Source organism: Microbacterium sp. KNMS, from assembly GCF_053851835.1.
The window spans coordinates 58,899-79,400 of sequence record NZ_JBSQBP010000002.1; the positions used below are offsets into that span (position 1 = coordinate 58,899).

Below are 20,502 nucleotides of genomic sequence, written 5' to 3' on the forward strand. Positions count from 1 at the left end.
AAGGCACTCCCATGGCCACCGAAGAGACCCTCGTCCTCGTCAAGCCCGATGGCGTCGCCCGCGGCCTCACCGGCGAGATCCTCCGCCGCATCGAGGCGAAGGGCTACTCGCTCGTCGACATCAAGCTCGTCGAGCCGAGCCGCGACCTGCTCGCCCGGCACTACGCCGAGCACGAGGGCAAGCCGTTCTACGAGCCGCTCCTCGAGTTCATGCTGTCGGGCCCCGTCGTCGCGATCCGCGTCGCCGGGAACCGCGTGATCGAGGGCTTCCGCGCGCTCGCCGGCACGACCGACCCGACGACCGCCGCCCCGGGCACCATCCGCGGCGATCTCGGCCGCGACTGGGGCCTCGCCGTGCAGCAGAACCTCGTGCACGGCTCGGACAGCCCCGAGTCCGCCGCCCGCGAGCTCGAGATCTGGTTCTAGACGCTCAGCGAGCCGAGAGAGCCGGCATCGGGAACGCTCCCGATGCCGGCTCTCTGCGTGCGTCGGCCTAGAACAGCATCCCGAGGACGTCGAGGCGCAGCTGGGCCATGACCGCGATGGCGACGTAGCTGAGCACGGCGAGGAGCGGCAGCCAGCCGATGAGCGTGTCGGCGCCCCTGCGCACGGGACGCGGGAGGGGGATCGCCCCGATCCGGATGGCGTGGAGCAGCACCGCGTAGAACGACGGGATGGTGACGACCCACGTCACCATGCACCACGGGCACAGCGTCCCGATGACGAAGATGCTCTGGCCGATGAGCCAGCACACGAAGCCGAACGCGAACGCCATCCCGAGCGTGAACAGGGCCCAGAACCAGCGGGAGAAGCGCGCGCCGGCGAGCAGCGCCATCCCGACGACGATCGGGGCGACCCATCCGGTGACCCCGAGCAGGGGGTTCGGGAAGCCGAACACGGAGCCCTGCCAGGCGTCGAGGTTCGCCGCGCACTGGACGAGCACGTTGAAGTCGCAGCCGAGCGCCGCACTCGGGTTCTCCAGCAGGTGGAACTTCTCGACCGTGAGCGAGAACGCCGCCCACCAGCCGATGACGCCGGCGACGACGAGCCAGATGGCCAGAGCGGTGGGGCGCGTGCGAGTCTCGGGCATGGTCGGATTATCGCATCGCGGCCTGCGCGCGCCGTCCGCGCGGCGCGCCCGGGCACCCTTCCTCGCGCCTCAGGGTGCGGGTGAACAGCAGGTAGTGAGATAATGGTCCCGACGTGCACCCCGGCGAGGTCGGGGAGCCGTCGAGTGACAAGACTTCGGGGCAACGGCTGCCCCGCGCGACCAGAGCGAAGTGCCGGTCGCATGCCGATGGAGTTCGCGGCCGCGCGATGCGGGGCCGCACGAGATTCTCGGGCGGACCTCCGCCCCGCAGGGAGTACGCCAGCGATGGCTGAAGTGAACAACGACACAGACGGAACCTTCGACGCGAACGGAGGCGACGAGGCGGCTGTCGAGCCCACGACGCAGCCCGACGCGCAGCGCGAGAGCGCCACGGACGAGACACCGGACGCGCCCGACGCACCGCAGGTCGAGAAGGCCGAGCAGGAATCGGATGGCGCGGAGCCGGCCGCCGAGACGGACGCGCCCGAGGGCGAGAGCTCGGAAGCCGGATCCGCGGACTCCGAGGACTCCGACGCGGCGGCGGACTCCGACGCGCCGGCGGAGGACGAGGTGCCGGCGGAGGAGCCCGAGCCGGTCACTGCGGTGAGCCTCGGCCTCCTCCCGGCCGACTTCGTCTCGCGCGTCACGACGGACCTGCACTTCTACGCGCCCGACATCACGCCGCTGCCCGCGCTCCCCGAGCCCGAGCCCGAGGAGCAGCAGGGCGGGCGCTCGTCGCGCCGTCGGCGCCGTCGCGGCGGATCCGACGGGGTCGACGAGGCGCCGCAGGACGAGCCGCGCCGCCGGCAGCGCGTCGTCGAGGTGATCACCGAGCCGCAGCGCATCAAGGGCTCGACGCGCCTCGAGGCGAAGAAGCAGCGCCGTCGGGACGGCCGGGAGGCGGGCCGCCGTCGCCCCGTCGTGACCGAGGCCGAGTTCCTCGCCCGCCGCGAGGCGGTGGACCGCCAGATGATCGTCCGCTCGAAGAACGGGCGCATCCAGATCGCCGTGCTCGAGGACAACGTGCTCGTCGAGCACTACGTGGCGCGCAACCAGGACGCATCGCTCATCGGCAACGTGTACCTCGGCCGCGTGCAGAACGTGCTGCCCAGCATGGAGGCCGCGTTCGTCGACATCGGCCGCGGCCGCAACGCCGTGCTGTACTCGGGCGAGGTCGACTGGGATGCCGTCGAGACCGGCAACCAGCCGCGTCGCATCGAGCTCGCGCTCAAGCAGGGCGACCGCGTCCTCGTGCAGGTCACGAAGGACCCCGTGGGCCACAAGGGCGCGCGCCTGACCAGCCAGATCTCGCTCCCGGGCCGCTACCTCGTGTACGTGCCGGGCGGCGCCATGAACGGCATCTCGCGCAAGCTGCCCGACACCGAGCGGGCGCGCCTCAAGAAGATCCTCAAGGAGGTGCTCCCCGAGTCGTCGGGCGTCATCGTCCGCACCGCCGCGGAGGGGGCCACCGAGGAGCAGCTGACCCGCGACGTCAACCGCCTCACCTCGCAGTGGGCGCACATCAACGAGCTCGTGCAGAAGGGCAACGCGCCCGCGCTGCTGCACAGCGAGCCCGACCTGCTCGTCAAGATCATCCGCGATGTCTTCAACGAGGACTTCACGAAGCTCCTCATCCAGGGCGCGGAGGCGCAGCGGACGATCGTCGACTACCTCACGGGCGTCGCGCCCGACCTGCTCGACCGCGTCGAGCACTACGAGGGCGACCGCGACCCCTTCGACGAGTACCGCATCACGGAGCAGATCGAGAAGGCGCTCGACCGCAAGGTCTGGCTGCCGTCGGGCGGCTCGCTCGTCATCGACCGCACCGAGGCGATGACGGTCGTCGACGTGAACACGGGCAAGTTCGTCGGCTCGGGGGGCAACCTCGAGGAGACCGTCACGAAGAACAACCTCGAGGCGGCCGAGGAGATCGTCCGCCAGCTCCGGCTGCGCGACATCGGCGGCATCATCGTCGTCGACTTCATCGACATGGTGCTCGAGTCGAACCGCGACCTCGTCCTGCGGCGCCTCATCGAGTGCCTGAGCCGGGACCGGACGAAGCACCAGGTCGCCGAGGTCACCTCGCTCGGCCTCGTGCAGATGACCCGCAAGAAGCTCGGCCTGGGCCTGCTCGAGACGTTCAGCGAGCCGTGCGAGGTGTGCGCCGGCCGCGGCGTCATCGTCCATCACGACCCCGTGGTCAAGCACCGCTCGAACGGCGCAGGCTCGAACGGCTCGAACGGCTCCGGCCGTCGCTCGCGCGGCGGGCAGTCGTCCCAGAGCGCCGCGCCCGCGCAGCCGTCGTCGGCCGCGCACGTCATCACGGACGGCGTGAAGTCGGCGCTCGCGCAGATCGCCGCGTCGACGATCGCGAAGCCGGAGTCCGAGGCGTCGGAGCCGCAGCGCCCCGAGCAGCCCGCGCGCGCGGAGCAGCCGGCCGACCTCGCGTCGCTCGGCATCGAGCTCCCTGAGGGGCCGCGCGGCGGCGCCCAGAGCGAGGAGCGCGAGCGCCCCCGGCGACCGCGCAAGAAGCGCTCGGTCGAGAAGCCCCCGTCGGTCGCGCCGACCTCGGAGGCCGCGCAGCTGCTCGACTCCGTGCTCGAGGCGCTGCCCGAGCCGAAGGCGCCCGGTCAGGGCCGTGCCCGCCGTCGTGTCACGACGGCCGCGCTGCTCGGCACAGCGGTCACCGTCAATCCCGCGACCCGCGACGGGGAGTGACGTCACGCGCGCTCGGGGCCTCAGCGGCGGTGCCGAGCGCGCACCCGCAGGCCGGAGGCGATGAGGGCGCGCGTGAGCTCGTGCGCCGAGACCGCCGTGGCGCCCGCCGCGACGAGCCGGGGAAGCGCGTCCTCCGGCACGTCGTAGTGGTCGCGGTCGAACGCCCGCCGTGGGATGTCGTTGGCCGCTGCGAAGGCATGCAGCTCGGCGAGGCTCTCGTCGCTCACGAGATGGGCCCACAGGCGCCCGTGCGCGGGCCACATCGCCTGGTCGACGAGAACGGTCATGGCCATCCAGCCTACGGACATCCGCGCCCGACGCGCCGCGTCGCCGCTTTTGGCCGAACCGCCCGACATCGGGTAAAGTATTCCTTTGGTGCGTCCCCTGTCGCGCGCTCTCCCACTGGCGGCGCGACGAAAGTCTTGCCCGAGACGCACCTCGCACATCCGGTGCGACCCGCAAGCGAAGTCTTCCCGTGAGATTCGGAAGCCGCACGGCTTCCCCAATGAAACAGGTATGAACGTGGTTTACGCAGTTGTTCGCGCCGGTGGCCGGCAGGAGAAGGTCGAGGTCGGGACCATCGTGACGCTCGACCGCCTCAAGGCTGCCGAGGGTGAGACGATCGAGCTGCCCGCCGTCCTCTTCGTCGACGGCGACACCGTGACGACCGACGCCAAGAAGCTGGCGAAGGTCAAGGTCACCGCCGAGGTCCTCGGCGACCTGCGCGGCCCCAAGATCGTCATCCAGAAGTACAAGAACAAGACCGGCTACAAGAAGCGCCAGGGTCACCGTCAGGACCTGACGCGCGTCAAGGTCACCGGCATCAAGTAAGCGGAAGAGGCTCCAGAGATGGCACATAAGAAGGGCGCAAGCTCCACCCGCAACGGCCGCGACTCGAACGCGCAGCGCCTCGGCGTCAAGCGCTTCGGCGGCCAGACCGTCAACGCGGGCGAGATCCTCGTCCGTCAGCGCGGCACGCACTTCCACCCGGGCGCCAACGTGGGCCGCGGCGGCGACGACACGCTCTTCGCGCTCGCTGCCGGTGCCGTGGAGTTCGGCACCAAGGGCGGCCGCAAGGTCGTCAACATCGTCGCGGGCGAGTAATCACCGCAGACGCACATGCATCTGGACGGGGCGGGCTTCGGCCCGCCCCGTTCTCTTTCCCCCGGTTCGTCCGGGACGCTCCCGCGAGAGGTCAGGAACCGACATGGTCACGTTCGTCGACGAGGTGACGCTGCACCTGCGCGCAGGCAAGGGCGGCAACGGCTGCGTCTCGGTGCACCGTGAGAAGTTCAAGCCGCTCGGCGGCCCCGACGGCGGCAACGGCGGAGACGGCGGCGACATCGTGCTCGTCGCCGATCCGCAGACGACCACCCTCCTGAGCTACCACCACTCGCCGCATCGGTCGGCGGGCAACGGCGGCTTCGGGATGGGCGACCACCGATCGGGCGCGCAGGGCGAGGACCTCGAGCTGCCGGTTCCGGTCGGCACGGTCGTGAAGTCGCCGGACGGCGAGGTGCTCGTCGACCTCATCGAGCCGGGGATGCGCTTCATCGCCGCCCCCGGCGGCCGCGGCGGGCTGGGCAACGCGGCGCTCGCATCGCCCAAGCGGAAGGCGCCGGGGTTCGCGCTCCTCGGCACCCCCGGCTGGGAGGGCGACGTCGTCCTCGAGCTGAAGACCGTCGCCGACGTCGCGCTCGTCGGGTTCCCGTCGGCGGGCAAATCGAGCCTCATCGCGGCGATCTCCGCCGCGCGGCCGAAGATCGCCGACTACCCCTTCACGACGCTGCACCCGAATCTCGGCGTCGTCCAGGCCGGCGACATCCGCTACACGGTCGCCGACGTGCCCGGCCTCATCGAGGGCGCGAGCGAGGGGCGCGGGCTCGGCCTGGAGTTCCTCCGCCACGTCGAGCGGTGCACCGCGCTCGTCCACGTGCTCGACTGCGCCACGCTCGAGCCGGGACGCGACCCGATCACCGACCTCGAGACCATCCGCCAGGAGCTCGCGAACTACCCGGTGGCGGACGGCCAGGTGCCGCTCCTCGAGCGCCCGCAGATCGTCGTGCTCAACAAGGTCGACGTGCCCGAGGCGCATGAGCTCGCCGAGTTCGTGCGGCCCGACCTCGAGGCGCTCGGCTACCGCGTGTTCGAGATCTCGACGGTCGCGCGGCGCGGGCTCCGCGAGCTGACCTTCGCCCTCGGCGAGATCATCGACGAGCACCGGAAGGCCGCGCCGGTCGAGCCTCCGCGGGAACGGGTCGTGATCCGCTCCAAGGGCTCCGAGAAGGAGTTCACGGTGCGCGTCGAGGGCGGAACGTACGGGAACGTGTACCACGTGCTCGGCGAGAAGCCGCTGCGCTGGGTGCAGCAGACCGACTTCCAGAACGAGGAGGCCGTGGGCTTCCTCGCCGACCGCCTCGAGAAGCTCGGCGTCGAGGATGAGCTGTTCCGGCTCGGCGCCGTGCCCGGCTCCACGGTCGTGATCGGCGGCGACGCCGGCATCGTGTTCGACTGGGAGCCGTCGATCGCGTCGGCGGCGGAGCTCATCCAGGCGCCGCGCGGCCTCGATCCGCGTCTGGACCCGAACCGCCGGCGCACGACGGCCGAGCGGCGCGAGCAGTACTACGCCCGTCAGGATGCCCGCACGCTCGAGCGGGCGATGGAGGAGGAGCGCCGCCGGGCACGTCGCGACGACGAGGAGGACGACGCCGAATGACGGTGCGGCACAGGAGCGAGCTGGCGACCGCGGGTCGCATCGTCGTGAAGGTCGGCTCGTCGTCGATCAGCGGCGAGGCCGCGTGGCGGATCCCGGTCCTCGTCGAGGCTCTCGCGGCCGCGCACGCGCGCGGCGCCGAGGTGCTCCTCGTCTCGTCCGGGGCGATCGCGACGGGGATGCCGTTCCTCGACCTGGAGTCCCGCCCGCACGACCTCGCGACGCAGCAGGCGGCCGCCGCCGTCGGCCAGAACGTCCTCGTGTACCGCTACCTCGAGGCGCTGCGGCCCTTCGACATCATGGCGGGGCAGGTGCTGCTCACCGCCCACGACATGGAGGACCCGACGCACCGCAGCAACGCGCGCCGCGCGATCGAGCGCCTGCTCGGACTGCGCATCCTCCCGATCATCAACGAGAACGACACGGTCGCCACGCACGAGATCCGGTTCGGGGACAACGACCGCCTGGCCGCCCTCGTCGCGCGTCTCGTCGGAGCCGACGCGCTCGTTCTCCTGAGCGACATCACGGCGCTGTACACGCGTCCGCCGGGGGAGCCGGGGGCCGAGCCGATCCACGTCATCGAGCCGGACGACGATCTGTCTTCGTACGCCTTCGGCTCGAAGGTCGTCAACAGCGTCGGCACCGGGGGAGCGGCGACCAAGGCCTCGGCCGCGCGTCTCGCCTCGAGCGCCGGTATCGGCGTGCTCGTCACGAGCGCCGACCAGGTCGCCGACGCCCTCGCGGGCGCGCCCGTCGGCACGTGGTTCGCGCCGTCCGACGGAGGGGCCGTCGCGACCGGCCCGTTCGCTAGAATGGGCGGATGACGACAGACGCACTCATCGCCCCCGAGCACACCGCGGTCGAGGTCCCGGAGGACCGCCTGCGGCGCGCCAAGGAGGCGTCGCGCGCGGTGGCGCGTCTGACGAGCGACGAGAAGAAGGCCGCGCTGCATGCGATCGCCGATGCGCTCATCGCGCACCGCGCCGAGATCATCGCCGCGAACGCCGAGGATCTGCGCCGCGGCGAGGAGCAGCAGATCGGCGCATCGCTCCTGGACCGCCTGCGCCTCGACGAGGCGCGCATCGACGCGCTCGCGGCCGCCGTGCGCCAGGTCGCCGCGCTGCCCGACCCCGTGGGTGAGCTCGTCCGGGGGCAGCGGATGTACAACGGGCTGCTGCTCGAGCAGCGCCGTGTGCCGTTCGGCGTGGTCGGCGTGATCTACGAGGCGCGCCCCAACGTCACCGTCGACATCGCGGCGCTCGCGCTGCAGTCGGGGAACGCCGTCGTCCTGCGCGGCGGCAGCGCCGCCCGGTCGTCGAACACGGTCCTCGTCGACGTGATGCGCGGCGCTCTCGAGGCACAGGGCGTCGTGGGCGACGCGGTGCAGACGGTCGACGACTTCGGGCGCGACGGCGCGCGCGCCCTCATGCGCGGCCGCGGGCTGGTCGACGTCCTCGTCCCGCGCGGGAGCGCAGGTCTCATCGAGACGGTCGTCACGGAGTCGATCGTGCCGGTGATCGAGACCGGCGCGGGCAACGTGCACGTCGTGCTCGATGCGTCGGCGCCGGAGGACTGGGCCCGCGACATCGTCGTGAACGCCAAGGTGCAGCGGCCGAGCGTGTGCAACGCGGCGGAGACCGTGCTCGTCGTCCGCGAGGCGGCCGACCGGCTCATCCCCTCGGTCGTCGCGGCGCTGCAGGCGGAGGGCGTGACCGTCCACGGCGACGAGGCCGTCGCGGCGCTCGCGTCCGGCATCGTCCCCGCGACGGAGGAGGACTGGGAGACCGAGTACCTCAGCCTCGACATCGCGATGCGCGTGGTCGACACGCTCGACGACGCGATCGCGCACATCCGCCGGTACAGCACGGGCCACACGGAGTCGATCGTCACGGCCGACGTGCGCAACGCCGAGCGCTTCCTCGACGAGGTCGACTCGGCGGCCGTCTTCGCGAACGCGTCGACCCGCTTCACGGACGGCGGCGAGTTCGGGTTCGGCGCCGAGGTCGGCATCTCGACGCAGAAGCTGCACGCGCGCGGGCCGATGGGCCTTCCCGAGCTGACCAGCACCAAGTGGGTCGGGCGTGGCTCCGGCCAGGTGCGGGGCTGACGGTAAGCTGGAAGGGTCCGCCCGACCGTAGAACGGAACACCTATGCACTTCGCCACCGCGATCGCGACCCTCGCCGCAGAATCCGAGCACGGCAACGTCGCCCTGGAGACCCTGCCCTTCGGACTCGTCGCCTTCGGGATCTTCGGCGTCCTCGCGCTCGTGGCCGCGTCGTACCGCAACGTCGCCAACCGCCACGCCGACGCGAGCGAGCACGTCGACGGCGAAGCAGGGCACGGCCACTAGGCCTCGGAAGGTGACGACCACGACGCGTGCTCCTCGGATCGGGGTGATGGGCGGGACGTTCGATCCCATCCACCACGGTCACCTCGTCGCCGCGAGCGAGGTCGCGACGTCGTTCGACCTCGACGAGGTCGTCTTCGTGCCGACGGGGCAGCCGTGGCAGAAGGAGAAGGTGTCGCCCGCGCAGGCACGGTACGAGATGACGGTCATCGCGACCGCGTCGAACCCGCGCTTCACGGTCAGCCGCGTCGACATCGACCGCGGAGGGCTCACCTACACGGTCGACACGCTGCGCGACCTGAAGGCCGAGCGCCCCGATGCCGAGCTGTTCTTCATCTCGGGCGCCGACGCCGTGGCGCAGATTCTCAGCTGGCGGGACCATCATGAGCTGTGGGAGCTCGCCCACTTCGTCGCCGTCTCGCGTCCCGGTCACGTGCTCAGCACGGATGGACTGCCCGACGACGGCGTGAGTCGCCTGGAGATCCCCGCACTGGCGATCTCCTCCACTGATTGCCGGGACCGCGTGAGACGCGATCTTCCCGTCTGGTACCTCGTGCCGGATGGCGTGGTGCAGTACATCGCGAAGCATCATCTGTATCGGAGCAAGTCATGAGCACATCAGACGGTCGTCCCCTCACACGACGTCAGCTGCGTGAGCTGCGCCAGACCGGACAGACGCCGATCCTCACCGCGGACGACATCGCGGCCGACCGCGATGCGAGAGCCGTCGAGGAGGATGCGGCAGCGCCCGCGATCGACGAGCCGTCCGACGAGAACCCCGCCCCCGCGTCGGACGACGGCGAGGCGACCGACGAGGTCGAGGAGCTCGAGGTCGTGCCGGCCGTCGCCGAGGAGGAGCGCGAGGAGGCGCAGACCGCGGACGCCGAGCCCGCTGAGCCCGTGGACGAGCCCGCTGAGCCCGCGGACGCTGACGCCGCGGACGAGCCAGCTGAGCCCACTGCGTCGGCGACGCCCGACGACCGGGCATCGTCCGAGGGGGAGAGCGCCCCGTCGCCCGCTCCCGCTCACCCGGTCCTGACGCGCCGTCAGCTGCGCGAGCAGGAGCGTCTGCGCACCAACGCGACCCCCACGGTGAACGCCGAGCAGGCCGAGCCGGAGACGCAGGCCGAGCCGGAGACGATCGAGGCCACCATCGTCACCGACGAGGTGCCGCAGACGGCGGCGCCCGCCACGGTCGACGTCGAGCTCGTGGAGCAGACTCCGGAAGCGCCCGTCGAGGAAGCGCCCGTCGAGGATGAGGCCCCTGCCGCGTCGGCGACCCCGCGTGCGTCGTCCGAGGCGCCGACCGCGGAGGACGCGGGGGAGCAGCAGGCCACGCTCCGCCCGGACTTCGGAGAGGGCGTCGAGGTCGAGGCGATCACCCACTCGCCGGCGTCGTTCGACGAGCTCCTCACCCAGCCGCAGGAGACGAGCGGCTCCAGCTCGGCCCCGAGCACCCTCGTCCTCGATGAGATCCCGGCGACCGCGGCGCTCAGCGCGCCGATCACGGCGACCGGCGAGCTGCTCATCACGAGCTCGCACAAGCTCCCCGAGGGCTTCGGCTCGAGCGGCGCCGCGAAGGGCACGACCGACGGCCGCGAGGTCGACGCGGTGCTCATCGACGGCGAGATCCCGCTCTCCTCGTCCCCGACGCCGATCGCCGCGAGCGACGCGGTGTCGACCTCGAAGAGCCCGGGAGAGGTCATCCGCCCTCCCGCGCCCGAGAAGAACCACAAGCTCATCTTGACGCTCGGCATCACCGCAGGAGGCCTCGGCATCGCCGTCGTCGCGGCCGTCGTCATCGCCTACGCGACAGGAGTATTCGGCTGATGGCAACACAGTCGTCCATCGACATGCTGCAGATCGCCGCCGCCGCGGCGGATTCCAAGGGCGCAGAGGATCTCGTCGCGCTCGACGTCTCGCAGCCCCTTCCGCTCGTGGACATCTTCCTCCTGGCGACGGGGCGCAGCGAGCGCAATGTCGCGGCCATCGCCGACGAGATCGAGGACAAGCTCCTCGAGGCGGGCCACAAGTGCCTGCGACGCGAGGGCCGCTCGGAGGCGCGCTGGGTGCTCCTCGACTTCGGCGACCTCGTGGCGCACATCTTCCACCAGGAGGAGCGGTCGTTCTACGCGCTCGAGCGCCTCTGGAAGGACTGCCCCGTGGTGCCGATCGACCTCCCCGCGACGCGCCCGGCGGACTGAGCGGATTTCACCGCGCGGAAACCGTCATGTAAGCTAAAGGAGTTGTCCGGGGCTTCTACCGGACAGCGTCTGGGCCTGTGGCGCAGCTGGTAGCGCACCTGCATGGCATGCAGGGGGTCAGGGGTTCGAGTCCCCTCAGGTCCACCAGAAGAGCGAGAGCGCCCCGTCGGAATACGGGGCGCTCTCGCGTTGTGAGGCGAGGTCCCGGCTCAGCTCGCGTCCGCGGACGGCGAGCGGTCGACAGCGGATACCGGTCCGCGCACGAGGATGGCGATGGCGACCGCGCCCAGGACCGCGGCGCCCGCCCACATCGTCTGCTGCCAGCCCACGACGAAGGCGATGCGTGCGGCATCGAGGATCTGCGCCGCATGGGGACCGGCCTCCGTCGCGATCGCGGCGGCGGTCGCGATGCCCTCGCTCGCGGCGCCGGCCCACTCCGCCGGCACGCCGTCCAGCCGCGCCGAGATCGCGTCGCGGTAGCCGGCGACGAGGAGCCCGCCGAGCAGGGCGATGCCGAGGGCCGCGCCGAACTCGCGTGCGAGGTCGTTGACGGCCGATGCGACTCCCTGACGCTCCTCGGGAAGCGACGAGGTGATCGCCTCGGTCGACGGGGTCATCGCGAGCCCTGCGCCGGCGCCCAGGACGACGAGGCCCGGCAGAACGCTGAGGTAGCCGCCATCCGCGGACACGAGGCCCGCCATGAGTGCGAGACCCGCCGCCGCCATCCCGAGGCCCGCGACCATCGCGGCCCGTGTGCCGACGCGCGCAGCGAACCGCGGAGCGAGGCCGGACGCGAGCATCATCATGAGCGCCAGCGGCATCAGGCCGAGCGTGGCGAGGCGGCCGCTCCACCCGAGCGCGACCTGGAGGAACGGATAGAGCATCAGCGAGACGCCGCCCTGCACGCCGAACAGCACGAGGAGGATCGCGGAGCCGGACGAGAGGCCGCGCCGGCGGAAGAACCGCAGGTCGAGCAGGGGGTCGTCCGTGCGCAGCTCCCACACCGCGAATGCGACGGCGGCGAGCGCGGCCGCCGCGAGTGCGATGAGCACGACCGGATCGGTCCAGCCGTGCGTCGGAGCCTCGTGGAGCGCGAACGTGAATCCGACGGCGGCGACGACCGAGGTCACGGCGCCGACGAGGTCGAAACGGCCGCTCGCGACCTCGCGCGAGTCCGGCACCGCTCGGATGGCGACGAGGAGCGCCGCGATCGTCAGCGCGATGGGCAGCGCGAAGAGCCATCGCCACGAGGCGAGGTCGACGAGGAGGGCCGAGAGGTACATGCCGAGGAGGCCGCCGCTCGCCGCGACCGCGCTCCAGATGCCGATCGCGCGCGAGCGCTCGCCCTCGGGGAACGTGGCGGTGATGACCGCGAGCGTCACGGGCATGATCATCGCGGCTCCGACTCCCGCCAGGAGCCGCGCGGCAAGCATCGCCTCGAGCACGGGCGCGACAGCGCCGGCGATGTTGGCGAGCCCGAAGAGGGCGAGCCCGAGCAGGAGCACGCGGCGTCGTCCCAGCCGGTCTCCTGCGGCGCCGAGCGGAAGCAGGAGGGCCGCGAGCGTGAGCGTGTAGGTGTTGATGATCCAGAGCACGTCGCCCTGCGACGCGGCGAACGCGCTCGCGAGCTGCGGCTGCGCGACGTTGAGCCCGGAGACCGACGCGACGACGGCCATGAGCGCGATGCCGACAGCCCAGAGGATCGCGCGGCGTCGCCGCGGATCGTCGACGACGAGGGATGGCGGATGGACGCGGACGGGGGAGGTCGAGGTCATGGAGCGGGCCTTTCCGGTTCAGTGGACACGATGAGCGCGCACGACGACGTCGCGGAGATGCTGCCGATGGGTGCCGATCGTCAGCGCCCGGGACGACGTGTACCGGCTGTCGACCTGCCATTCGGGCGCGGCCAGCAGCGACGCGATGTCGCCGGGGGAGGCGGTCGCGTGCGCGGGATGCGGGACGGCGCCATGCCCGTGGGCGGGCGAAAGCGCGTGGGCGACGACGAGGAGCGTGCCGCCCGGTGCGACCTGTGACGCGAGGAGCCTGAAGAGGTCGAGCTGGCCGATGTCGGCGTGCGCGTAGCTCGTCAGGACGAGGCTCCACGTCCGCCTCGGCTGCCATCGTGCGATGTCTGCCTCGACCCAGTCGATCCGATCCGCGACCCCCGCAGGGGCGGCGCGACCCGCGGCCGCTGCCAGTGCCTTCGCGGAGAGGTCGACGCCGGTGACCTGCCATCCTCGTTCGGCGAGCCAGACCGCCTCGGCCCCGGTCCCGCACCCTGCGTCGAGCGCGGTGCCGGGCGCGAGGCCGCCGATCTCCCTGTCCAGGTAGGGGTGGGGTGCGTCGAGCCCGGGATCCGAAGGGGCATGGGCGGACCAGTGATCCTCCCAGAAGGCCTTGTCGAAGTCGTGCATGCTCATCTCCTTCTCCCCGACCGTGCGCGGGGTGCGGGAAGAGCGTCCCACCTCGAAAGTCGCCCTGGCAAGCAATCTTGCCGAATGGCAAAATGGTGCCATGCGACCATCTGCGGACCAGACTCTCGACGCGGTCGGGCCGAGGCTCAAGCACCTTCGGCTGCGGCGCGACATCACGCTCACGGCGCTCGCGGAGGCGACCCGGATCTCCGTCAGCACGCTGTCGCGGCTCGAGGCCGGTCTGCGTCGGCCCACCCTCGAGCAGCTCCTGCCCCTCGCCCGGTACTACGGCGTCACGATCGACTCCCTCGTCGACGCCCCGCGCACGGCCGACCCCCGGGTGGACCTGCGCCCGATCTCCTGCGGCGACGGTTCGGTCATCATCCCGCTCACCCGGCGCCCCGGTGGGGTGCAGGCGTTCAAGTTCGTGCTGCCGGCCGACCGGGACGACCGGGCTCCCGATCTCCGCTCGCATGAGGGGCACGACTGGGCGTACGTCCTCAATGGGACGCTCCGGCTCGTCCTCGGTGACCAGGACCTCCTTCTCCACGCGGGCGAGGCGGTGGAGTTCGACACGCGCACCCCGCACTGGTTCGGTGCGACGAGCGCGGGAGCTGTCGAGTACCTGAGCCTCGTCGGCCGTCATGGGCAGCGCGCGCACGTGCACGGGGGCGCCGCGACGGCGTAGCTCCCTGCGACGAGTCGATACCGTGGGTGCATGGCCTCCCCGCGCATCGTCATCACCTACTGCACCCAGTGCCGCTGGCTGCTGCGCGCCCAGTGGTACGCGGGCGAGCTCCTCCAGTCGTTCGAGGACGAGATCGGCGAGGTCGCGCTCGTGCCCGCGACGGGCGGCGTGTTCCGGATCGACGTCGGCGAGGTGCACGTGTGGAACCGGAAGCGCGACGGCGGCTTCCCGGACATCGCCGACCTGAAGCGGCGCGTGCGCGACCTCATCGCGCCGGGCAAGTCGCTCGGGCACGCGGATCGCGCCGCAGGGGACTGAGCCGCGACGTGCGCCGGTGACGTCGTGTTACCGAGTTCGTCGCCCGGCTACGCGCTCGGCCCCGTCGACGCGGATGCGCTCGTAGCGTGCTCGCATGGTCACCGTCTCCCTCGTCGCCGTCTCCGGCAGCCTCCAGTCGCCCTCGCGCACGAGCGTTCTCGCGCGCGACATCCTCACCGCGTACGCCGACGCCCTCGGCGACGAGCATCTCGTCACGACCGACGTGATCGAGCTCAGCGAACTCGGTCGCGAGTTCAGCGGCGCGCTGCGCCGCGATGAGCTCTCGGTGCGCGCGGAGGACGCCCTGCGCCGCATCGAGAGCGCGTCCCTCCTCGTCGTCGCGAGCCCCGTCTACCGCGCCTCGTTCACCGGGCTGTTCAAGCACGTGTTCGACTTCGTCGACCAGTACGCCCTCGTCGACACGCCCGTGCAGCTCGCCGCGACCGGCGGGAGCGATCGGCATGCCCTCGCCCTCGAGCATCAGTTCCGCCCGCTCTTCGCGTTCTTCCAGTCCCTCACGCTCCCGCTCGCGGTCTACGCGCGGGACACCGACTTCACGGACGGTCGCATCGCCTCGGCCGCTCTGCACGACCGGCTCGAGCTCACAGTGCGTCGGGGGCTGCCGTCGGTGCGCGCGGCTCTCGCCACGTCGTCTCCGGTGGCCGCGGGCGTGTAGCGCCCGGGCCGACGACGCACGACGTCATATTCCCTATCGGAATGATCGGGAATGCGGTGCGCGGGGTCAGGATGGCCTCATGTCGCCTCTCATCTCCGCTGCCGACCTGCACGAAAGGCTCTCCGGCGGCGCACGCGTGAGCCTTCTCGACGTCCGCTGGCGCCTCGACCTCCCGGAGGGCCGACCCGCCTACCTCTCGGGTCACCTCCCCGGCGCGGTGTACGTCGATCTCGAGACCGAGCTCGCCCGTCGCGGTCATCCGGAGGAGGGCCGGCATCCGCGTCCGGCACACCGCGATCTCGAGCGCGCGGCGATCCGATGGGGCGTGCGCCGCGGCGACCTCGTGGTCGTCTACGACGACAACGACTCGGTGGCCGCGGCGCGGGCGTGGTGGCTGCTCCGGCGCACCGGGCTCGAGGTCCGCGTCCTCGATGGAGGCCTGCGCGCGTGGATCGCCGCCGGACATCTCCTCGACACGGGCGATGTCGCTCCGCCCCGTGGTGACGCGACGCTGCGCGACGTCGATCCCGGGGACCTGCCGATCGACGAGGCGGCGACCCTGCCGAGCCGCGGCGTGCTCGTCGATGTGCGGTCCCCTGAGCGATACCGCGGTGCGCACGCGGGAGCCGATCCGACGGCGGGCCACATCCCGGGCGCCGTCAGCCTCCCCGCCGTGACGCACATCCGACCGGACGGCACGCTGCGCACGCCGGCCGAGATCCTCACGGCCTTCGCGCGGATCGGGGCTCGACCGGGCCGCGAGATCGGGCTGTACTGCGCGTCGGGCGTCGCATCCGCGCACAGCGCCCTCGCCCTCGCGACAGCGGGGATCGAGGCGCGGGTCTTCTCGGGCTCGTGGAGCCGGTGGGTCCAGAGCCCGGGGCGGCCCATCGCCGTCGGCCCGACGCCGGCCGGGCGGGTCGTCGGGCACCTGCGGAGCTCTGCGCTCGCCCGGTGACTCAGGTCGGGATGCCGCGCCGAACCGCGGCTTCGAGAAGGTCGCGGCTCGTCGGCGCGAGGTCGCGCGGTGTGCCGCGCCAGAGCGCCGTGATCGGGCGCGAGATGGCGGGCCCGGCGATCGCGATCCGCCGCAGCCGCGCCAGGCGCACATCGTCCGCCACGACGAGGTCGCTCAGAACGGCGGGGGCGATGCCCTCGGCGACCGCAGACCGAACCGCCGCCGAGGTGGACAGGACCATGGCCGGCGCGACCGGCGTGCGTCCGAGTCGCTTGCGGACCGCGGACTCCCACGCCCTCCGCGTGCCGCTGCCGTCCTCGCGCGCGATGAGCGCGGTGTCGGCGACGTCGTCGAGCGACACGCTCCCGTGGTCGGTCCACGGGTGCGAGGGCGCCGTGACGAGGACGAGCACATCGTCCGCGACCGTCGAGCTCGACAGGTCGTCCGGGATGTCCGGACTCTCGACGAACCCGAGGTCCGCCGTGCCCGTGCGCACGAGCTCGGCCGTCTCGTCGCTGTTCGCCGTCACGAGGCGAACGGAGGTCGGCTCCCTCCCGTCCTCGAGCTGCGCGGCGCGCAGGGCGAGGAGCCACGCGGGCAGCATGTGCGCGGCGACCGTCTGACTCGCGGCGACGACGAGCGCGCGCGTGCTCTCCCCGCGCAGCCGCTCGACGCCCGCGCGGAACCGCTCGGCGGCCGCGAGCAGGTCGTCGGTCCAGGTCAGCACCCGGCGTCCGCTCGCGGTGAGCGCGACGCCGTGCGGGGAGCGCGTCACGAGCTCGAGGCCGAGCGTGCGCTCGAGCGAGCGGATGCGCGCCGACGCGGACTGCTGCGTGCAGCCGGTCTCGCGGGCCGCGGCCGAGATCGAGCCGTGGTGCGCGACGGCCCTCAGGAGTTCGAGGGCGTCGATCGAGGGCACGTGTCGCATGGTCCCTACAGTCTGGCCCTGTACCCCCACGCACGCCAGCCGGATACCGCGCGCCCCGTGGTCCGGCGACCGTGGGAGCATGCCCCAGCTCCTTCTGCACCGCACGATGCGGGCGGCCCCCGGTCTCGCGGCCTGCGGCGCGATCGCCCTCGTCTCCCTCGTGATCGGCCGCGCAGCCCCCGCGGTCGGCAGCGCGGCGCCCGCGATCGCCCTCGGCGTCGGCTGCGCGGTGCTCCGCGCTCCGGGGCCTGCGCTGCACCCCGGTATCGCGTGGGCGAGCGGCGCGGGCCTGCGGGTCGCCATCGTGCTCCTCGGCGCGGGCCTCCCGATCCAGAGCGTCGCCGCGGCCGGTGCCGAGGCGCTTCCCGTCATGGCCGCCACGCTCGCGGCGTGCGCGCTCGCGACGGTCGTCGTCGGCAGGGTGCTCGGCGTGGGGCGGCGGCTGCGGACCCTCGTCGGCGCGGGCACCGGGATCTGCGGCGCGTCCGCCATCGCCGCGGTCGCCCCCGTGATCGGCGCCTCGAGCGCCGAGATCGCCTACGCGATGTCGACGATCTTCCTCTTCAACCTCCTCGCGGTCGTCGTGTTCCCCGTGCTCGGGCACGCGCTGGGGCTCGACGCGCACGCGTTCGGGGTGCTCGCGGGCACCGCCGTGAACGATACGAGCTCGGTCATCGCGGCGGCGGGGGTGTTCGGCGGCGGCGCACTCGCCGTGGCGGTCGCCGTGAAGCTCGTCCGCACGCTCGCGATCATCCCGCTGAGCATCGCGCTCTCGATCGGCGAGAGCCGACGGGGCGGGGGAGGGAGCCCGCTGACCCCGAGCCGGGCCGCGGCGCTCGTGCCGTGGTTCCTCATCGGGTTCGCGCTCCTCGCGCTCGCCCGGTCGGCCGGATGGATCCCGGCTGGGATGCAGGAAGCGGTCTCGCAGGCGAGCGGGTTCCTCATCGCGGCCGCGCTCGCGGGTGTGGGCCTCTCGGCCGACATCCGAGCCGTGCTCCGAGCCGGGTGGCGCCCGCTGGGGCTCGGCGCGATCCTCTCCGCGGTCGTGGCGGGCACCGCGCTGGCCGTGATGTCCGCGTTCGGCGCTCTCGCCTGAGGGTCTGCGCAGACGAGGAGGCGCCGCCCGGCGATCCGGGGGGCGCCTCCTCGTCGCGATCGGTCAGACGGTCGTGAGACCGTGCGGGATGTCGGTGACGAGATCGCGGATGGCGACGGTGAGGCTCGCGCGGGTCCCGATCGAGCGCGCGTCGGCCATGTGCGCGCCGGCGAAGCACTCCCACTCGCGTCCCTTGACGCAGATGTACCCCTTCACCTGGTCTGCGAGCGCCACCTGGTAGCAGGTGAGGCTGATGGGGATGAGGACGGCTTCCGGCGCGCGTCCGAGGCTCGGATGACCGGTCCTCATGGTCGACGCGGTGCGTGCGGGGGCCTGCGGGGCTGTCTCTGCGATCAGCGACATCTGTCCTCCGTTCTCGGTGCCGCGGGGTGCGGCGATAGAAGATGTCTATCGACCGCGCCGCCTCCTCTCCAAGACGGACCTCAAGGCTTGACACCGTCGCCGCGATCGGGCAGACGGCGTCAGGACCACGTCCTCCGCGCGGGGTTGCTCACCTCCGGCTGTCGGCGCTCGCCTGGCGTCGGGGCCGTCCAGCGGACGGCGTTCGCGAGCACGCGGCGCACCTGAGGGTGGAAGTAGACGGGGTACTCCTGATCGCCGGGGCTGAAGTAGAAGATCCGCCCGCGGCCGCGCGTGAAGGTCACGCCCGAGCGGAACACCTCGCCGCCCTCGAACGAGCTGATGAACACCTGGTCGTCGGGGTTCGGGATGTCGAAGTGCTCGCCGTACATCTCCTGTCGCTCGATGACGATCGGACTCTCGACGCCCTCCGCGATCGGATGCCCGGGCGCGGTCGTCCAGACCAGCTCGCGCTCTCCGTCGTTGCGCCAGGCGAGGGAGCACGTCGTGCCGAGCAGTCGCGTGAAGATCTTCGAGAAGTGGCCGGAATGCAGCACGATGAGGCCCATCCCGCCGAGGACATGGCGCTGCACGCGCGCCACGACCTCGTCCGCCACCTGATCGTGCGCGATGTGGCCCCACCACAGGAGCACGTCCGCGGCCGCGAGGGCATCTTCCGTCAGGCCGTGCTCGGGCTCCGCGAGCGTCGCCGTGCGCACTGCGACGTCGTCGCCGAGGAGATCGGCGAGGCCCTGCGCGATCGCGCCGTGGATCCCGTCGGGATAGATGGCGCGGATGTCGTCCTGCGTCGTCTCGTGGACGTTCTCGTTCCAGACGAGGGCGCGGATGGTCATGCTGTTCCTCCGATGATGTTGAGGTCGGTGTCGAGGGCGATCTCGCGCCCGGCGGCGGCCGACGCGTAGCAGGCGTCGACGAGGCGCGCGCGGCTGAGCCCGACGCTCCCGTCGTGCTCGGCCCACGTGCCGGGGTCGGCGACGTGGTCGAGGAACGTCTCCACGACGGCGGCGTGACCGCGACCTGCGGGCGCCTGGATCGGGGTGTCCTGGCGCGACGCGCCATCGCCCGTGAAGATCGTCAGCTCGCCCGACGGGGCGTAGTCCACGACGGAGAGGTCGGCGCCGCCGTCGGTGCCGTACAGCGCGATGCCGAACTGATCGGGGGTCGAGCGGTGCGACGCCCAGCTCGTCTCCAGCACGATCGACCCGCCGCCCTCGAGGCGCAGGAGCGCGGTGGCGAGGTCCTCGACCTCGTACGCGTGACCGGTCCCGTGCTTGACGCCTCCCGAGCCGCCCAGGCCGCGCGGGCCGAGCTCGGAGTGCGTGACGGCGGATACCGCGGTCACGCGGGGCTCTCCCATGAGGTGGAGCGTCCAGTCGAGCACATGCACACCGAGGTCGACGAGCGGCCCGCCTCCCGACATCTCGGCGTTCGTGAACCAGCTCCCGAGAGCCGGGATGCCCGAGCGCCGCAGCCACATCGCGCGCGCGTGGTAGGGGCGACCGATCGTGCCGTCGTCGACGGCCGCGCGGATCGCCTCGATGTCGCCGCGGCGGCGGTGGTTGAAGGTGATCTCGAGGATGCGCCCGGCCTCGCGCGCGGCGTCGACCATGCTCTGGCCCTCGTCGCCCGTGCGGGCGATCGGCTTCTCGCACAGGACGTGCGCGCCGGCGCGCAGCGCCGCGATGCTGATCGGCGCGTGGAGGAAGGTCGGCACCGCGACGCTGACGACGTCGAGGTCGCCGCGGCCGATCATCTCCTCCCAGTCGGCGTACGTCTCGTCGATGCCGTAGGTCTCCGCGAGCTGCGCGCGGACGTCGTCTTCCTTCCCGGCGATCGCGACGAGGTCGACCTCCGGGCGGGCGGCGTACGCCGCCATGTGCTGCTGGCCGGCCCATCCGATTCCGACGACGCCTGCACGGATGCGACGAGCGGGAGTGGGGGAGGACTGCTGTGTCACTGTTCCTCGTTCTC

General features: G+C 72.1%; 24 protein-coding genes and 1 tRNA gene. 17 read left to right on the top strand and 8 right to left on the bottom strand.

What is annotated here, in order from left to right; genetic code table 11:
* The first annotated feature begins 11 nt into the window (after positions 1 to 11).
* A complete protein-coding gene (gene ndk, locus ACWXWW_RS01520; RefSeq protein ID WP_271172008.1) occupies positions 12 to 425 on the top strand; it encodes a nucleoside-diphosphate kinase in 414 nt (137 codons plus the stop codon).
* Positions 426 to 492: 67 nt separating this feature from the next.
* On the opposite strand, the gene ACWXWW_RS01525 is transcribed toward ndk, so the two are convergent.
* Positions 493 to 1,089 (bottom strand): vitamin K epoxide reductase family protein, encoded by a 597-nt coding sequence (locus ACWXWW_RS01525; RefSeq protein WP_455968357.1) that lies wholly within the window; start codon positions 1,087 to 1,089, stop codon positions 493 to 495.
* Between the two features lie 285 nt (positions 1,090 to 1,374).
* Here ACWXWW_RS01525 and ACWXWW_RS01530 point away from each other — a divergent pair, with 285 nt between their 5' ends.
* Complete coding sequence (locus ACWXWW_RS01530; protein WP_455968359.1) at positions 1,375 to 3,807, top strand: Rne/Rng family ribonuclease; 2,433 nt, start codon at positions 1,375 to 1,377, stop codon at positions 3,805 to 3,807.
* A gap of 20 nt (positions 3,808 to 3,827) precedes the next feature.
* On the opposite strand, the gene ACWXWW_RS01535 is transcribed toward ACWXWW_RS01530, so the two are convergent.
* Positions 3,828 to 4,094, bottom strand: a complete 267-nt coding sequence (locus tag ACWXWW_RS01535) for a DUF4031 domain-containing protein (RefSeq protein ID WP_455968360.1) — start codon at positions 4,092 to 4,094, stop codon at positions 3,828 to 3,830.
* 235 nt (positions 4,095 to 4,329) lie between these two features.
* Between ACWXWW_RS01535 and rplU the strand changes: the two genes are divergently transcribed.
* The 10 genes from rplU (at position 4,330) to ACWXWW_RS01585 (ending at position 11,219) form a co-directional block, all read left to right on the top strand.
* Positions 4,330 to 4,638 (top strand): 50S ribosomal protein L21, encoded by a 309-nt coding sequence (gene rplU, locus ACWXWW_RS01540; protein WP_271172186.1) that lies wholly within the window; start codon positions 4,330 to 4,332, stop codon positions 4,636 to 4,638.
* An 18-nt stretch (positions 4,639 to 4,656) separates the two neighbouring features.
* Positions 4,657 to 4,911, top strand: coding sequence for a 50S ribosomal protein L27 (rpmA, locus tag ACWXWW_RS01545; RefSeq protein ID WP_271172004.1), 255 nt, complete (start codon positions 4,657 to 4,659; stop codon positions 4,909 to 4,911).
* A 103-nt stretch (positions 4,912 to 5,014) separates the two neighbouring features.
* Positions 5,015 to 6,523 (top strand): GTPase ObgE, encoded by a 1,509-nt coding sequence (gene obgE, locus ACWXWW_RS01550; RefSeq protein ID WP_455968362.1) that lies wholly within the window; start codon positions 5,015 to 5,017, stop codon positions 6,521 to 6,523.
* Complete coding sequence (gene proB, locus ACWXWW_RS01555; protein ID WP_455968363.1) at positions 6,520 to 7,344, top strand: glutamate 5-kinase; 825 nt, start codon at positions 6,520 to 6,522, stop codon at positions 7,342 to 7,344. Before obgE ends, proB begins: the two co-directional genes overlap by 4 nt.
* Positions 7,341 to 8,627, top strand: a complete 1,287-nt coding sequence (locus ACWXWW_RS01560; protein ID WP_455968365.1) for a glutamate-5-semialdehyde dehydrogenase — start codon at positions 7,341 to 7,343, stop codon at positions 8,625 to 8,627. Before proB ends, ACWXWW_RS01560 begins: the two co-directional genes overlap by 4 nt.
* 43 nt (positions 8,628 to 8,670) lie before the next feature.
* Entirely contained in the window at positions 8,671 to 8,871 is a 201-nt protein-coding gene (locus tag ACWXWW_RS01565; protein ID WP_271172000.1) for a hypothetical protein, read from the top strand.
* 10 nt (positions 8,872 to 8,881) lie between these two features.
* Entirely contained in the window at positions 8,882 to 9,481 is a 600-nt protein-coding gene (gene nadD / locus ACWXWW_RS01570; RefSeq protein WP_271171999.1) for a nicotinate-nucleotide adenylyltransferase, read from the top strand.
* Positions 9,478 to 10,698 carry a hypothetical protein gene (locus tag ACWXWW_RS01575; RefSeq protein WP_455968366.1) on the top strand — a complete coding sequence of 407 codons (1,221 nt, stop codon included), beginning with the start codon at positions 9,478 to 9,480 and terminating at the stop codon, positions 10,696 to 10,698. The genes nadD and ACWXWW_RS01575 overlap by 4 nt, the downstream gene beginning before the upstream one ends.
* Entirely contained in the window at positions 10,698 to 11,072 is a 375-nt protein-coding gene (rsfS, locus tag ACWXWW_RS01580; protein ID WP_374727730.1) for a ribosome silencing factor, read from the top strand. Before ACWXWW_RS01575 ends, rsfS begins: the two co-directional genes overlap by 1 nt.
* Before the next feature lie 71 nt (positions 11,073 to 11,143).
* Positions 11,144 to 11,219, top strand: a tRNA-Ala gene (locus ACWXWW_RS01585).
* Positions 11,220 to 11,281: 62 nt separating this feature from the next.
* Here the strand turns inward: ACWXWW_RS01585 and ACWXWW_RS01590 are convergent.
* Together ACWXWW_RS01590 and ACWXWW_RS01595 are read right to left on the bottom strand one after the other, a co-directional pair.
* Positions 11,282 to 12,847, bottom strand: a complete 1,566-nt coding sequence (locus ACWXWW_RS01590; RefSeq protein ID WP_455968368.1) for an MFS transporter — start codon at positions 12,845 to 12,847, stop codon at positions 11,282 to 11,284.
* 18 nt (positions 12,848 to 12,865) lie between these two features.
* Entirely contained in the window at positions 12,866 to 13,486 is a 621-nt protein-coding gene (locus ACWXWW_RS01595; RefSeq protein ID WP_455968370.1) for a class I SAM-dependent methyltransferase, read from the bottom strand.
* A gap of 100 nt (positions 13,487 to 13,586) precedes the next feature.
* Here ACWXWW_RS01595 and ACWXWW_RS01600 point away from each other — a divergent pair, with 100 nt between their 5' ends.
* The 4 genes from ACWXWW_RS01600 to ACWXWW_RS01615 all read left to right on the top strand — a co-directional run bounded on the left by ACWXWW_RS01600 (position 13,587) and on the right by ACWXWW_RS01615 (position 16,126).
* Positions 13,587 to 14,174 carry a helix-turn-helix domain-containing protein gene (locus ACWXWW_RS01600; protein WP_455968371.1) on the top strand — a complete coding sequence of 196 codons (588 nt, stop codon included), beginning with the start codon at positions 13,587 to 13,589 and terminating at the stop codon, positions 14,172 to 14,174.
* A 30-nt stretch (positions 14,175 to 14,204) separates the two neighbouring features.
* Entirely contained in the window at positions 14,205 to 14,492 is a 288-nt protein-coding gene (locus tag ACWXWW_RS01605; protein WP_455968372.1) for a SelT/SelW/SelH family protein, read from the top strand.
* A gap of 94 nt (positions 14,493 to 14,586) precedes the next feature.
* Positions 14,587 to 15,168, top strand: a complete 582-nt coding sequence (msuE, locus tag ACWXWW_RS01610) for an FMN reductase (RefSeq protein WP_282977871.1) — start codon at positions 14,587 to 14,589, stop codon at positions 15,166 to 15,168.
* A 79-nt stretch (positions 15,169 to 15,247) separates the two neighbouring features.
* The gene (locus ACWXWW_RS01615) at positions 15,248 to 16,126 is read left to right on the top strand and encodes a sulfurtransferase (RefSeq protein WP_455968373.1); all 879 of its coding nucleotides are present in this window, start codon (positions 15,248 to 15,250) and stop codon (positions 16,124 to 16,126) included.
* A 1-nt stretch (position 16,127) separates the two neighbouring features.
* On the opposite strand, the gene ACWXWW_RS01620 is transcribed toward ACWXWW_RS01615, so the two are convergent.
* Positions 16,128 to 17,045: a LysR family transcriptional regulator gene (locus ACWXWW_RS01620; protein WP_455968374.1), complete on the bottom strand. Its 918-nt coding sequence runs from the start codon at positions 17,043 to 17,045 to the stop codon at positions 16,128 to 16,130.
* 88 nt (positions 17,046 to 17,133) lie between these two features.
* Between ACWXWW_RS01620 and ACWXWW_RS01625 the strand changes: the two genes are divergently transcribed.
* Positions 17,134 to 18,150, top strand: a complete 1,017-nt coding sequence (locus ACWXWW_RS01625) for a YeiH family protein (RefSeq protein WP_455968376.1) — start codon at positions 17,134 to 17,136, stop codon at positions 18,148 to 18,150.
* A 63-nt stretch (positions 18,151 to 18,213) separates the two neighbouring features.
* Here the strand turns inward: ACWXWW_RS01625 and ACWXWW_RS01630 are convergent, their stop codons facing one another.
* The 3 genes from ACWXWW_RS01630 to ACWXWW_RS01640 form a co-directional block, all read right to left on the bottom strand.
* Positions 18,214 to 18,513 carry a hypothetical protein gene (locus ACWXWW_RS01630; RefSeq protein ID WP_455968377.1) on the bottom strand — a complete coding sequence of 100 codons (300 nt, stop codon included), beginning with the start codon at positions 18,511 to 18,513 and terminating at the stop codon, positions 18,214 to 18,216.
* A gap of 119 nt (positions 18,514 to 18,632) precedes the next feature.
* Positions 18,633 to 19,364: a ThuA domain-containing protein gene (locus ACWXWW_RS01635; protein WP_455968378.1), complete on the bottom strand. Its 732-nt coding sequence runs from the start codon at positions 19,362 to 19,364 to the stop codon at positions 18,633 to 18,635.
* A complete protein-coding gene (locus ACWXWW_RS01640) occupies positions 19,361 to 20,488 on the bottom strand; it encodes a Gfo/Idh/MocA family protein (protein WP_455968379.1) in 1,128 nt (375 codons plus the stop codon). The genes ACWXWW_RS01635 and ACWXWW_RS01640 overlap by 4 nt, the downstream gene beginning before the upstream one ends.
* Positions 20,489 to 20,502 lie beyond the last annotated feature (14 nt).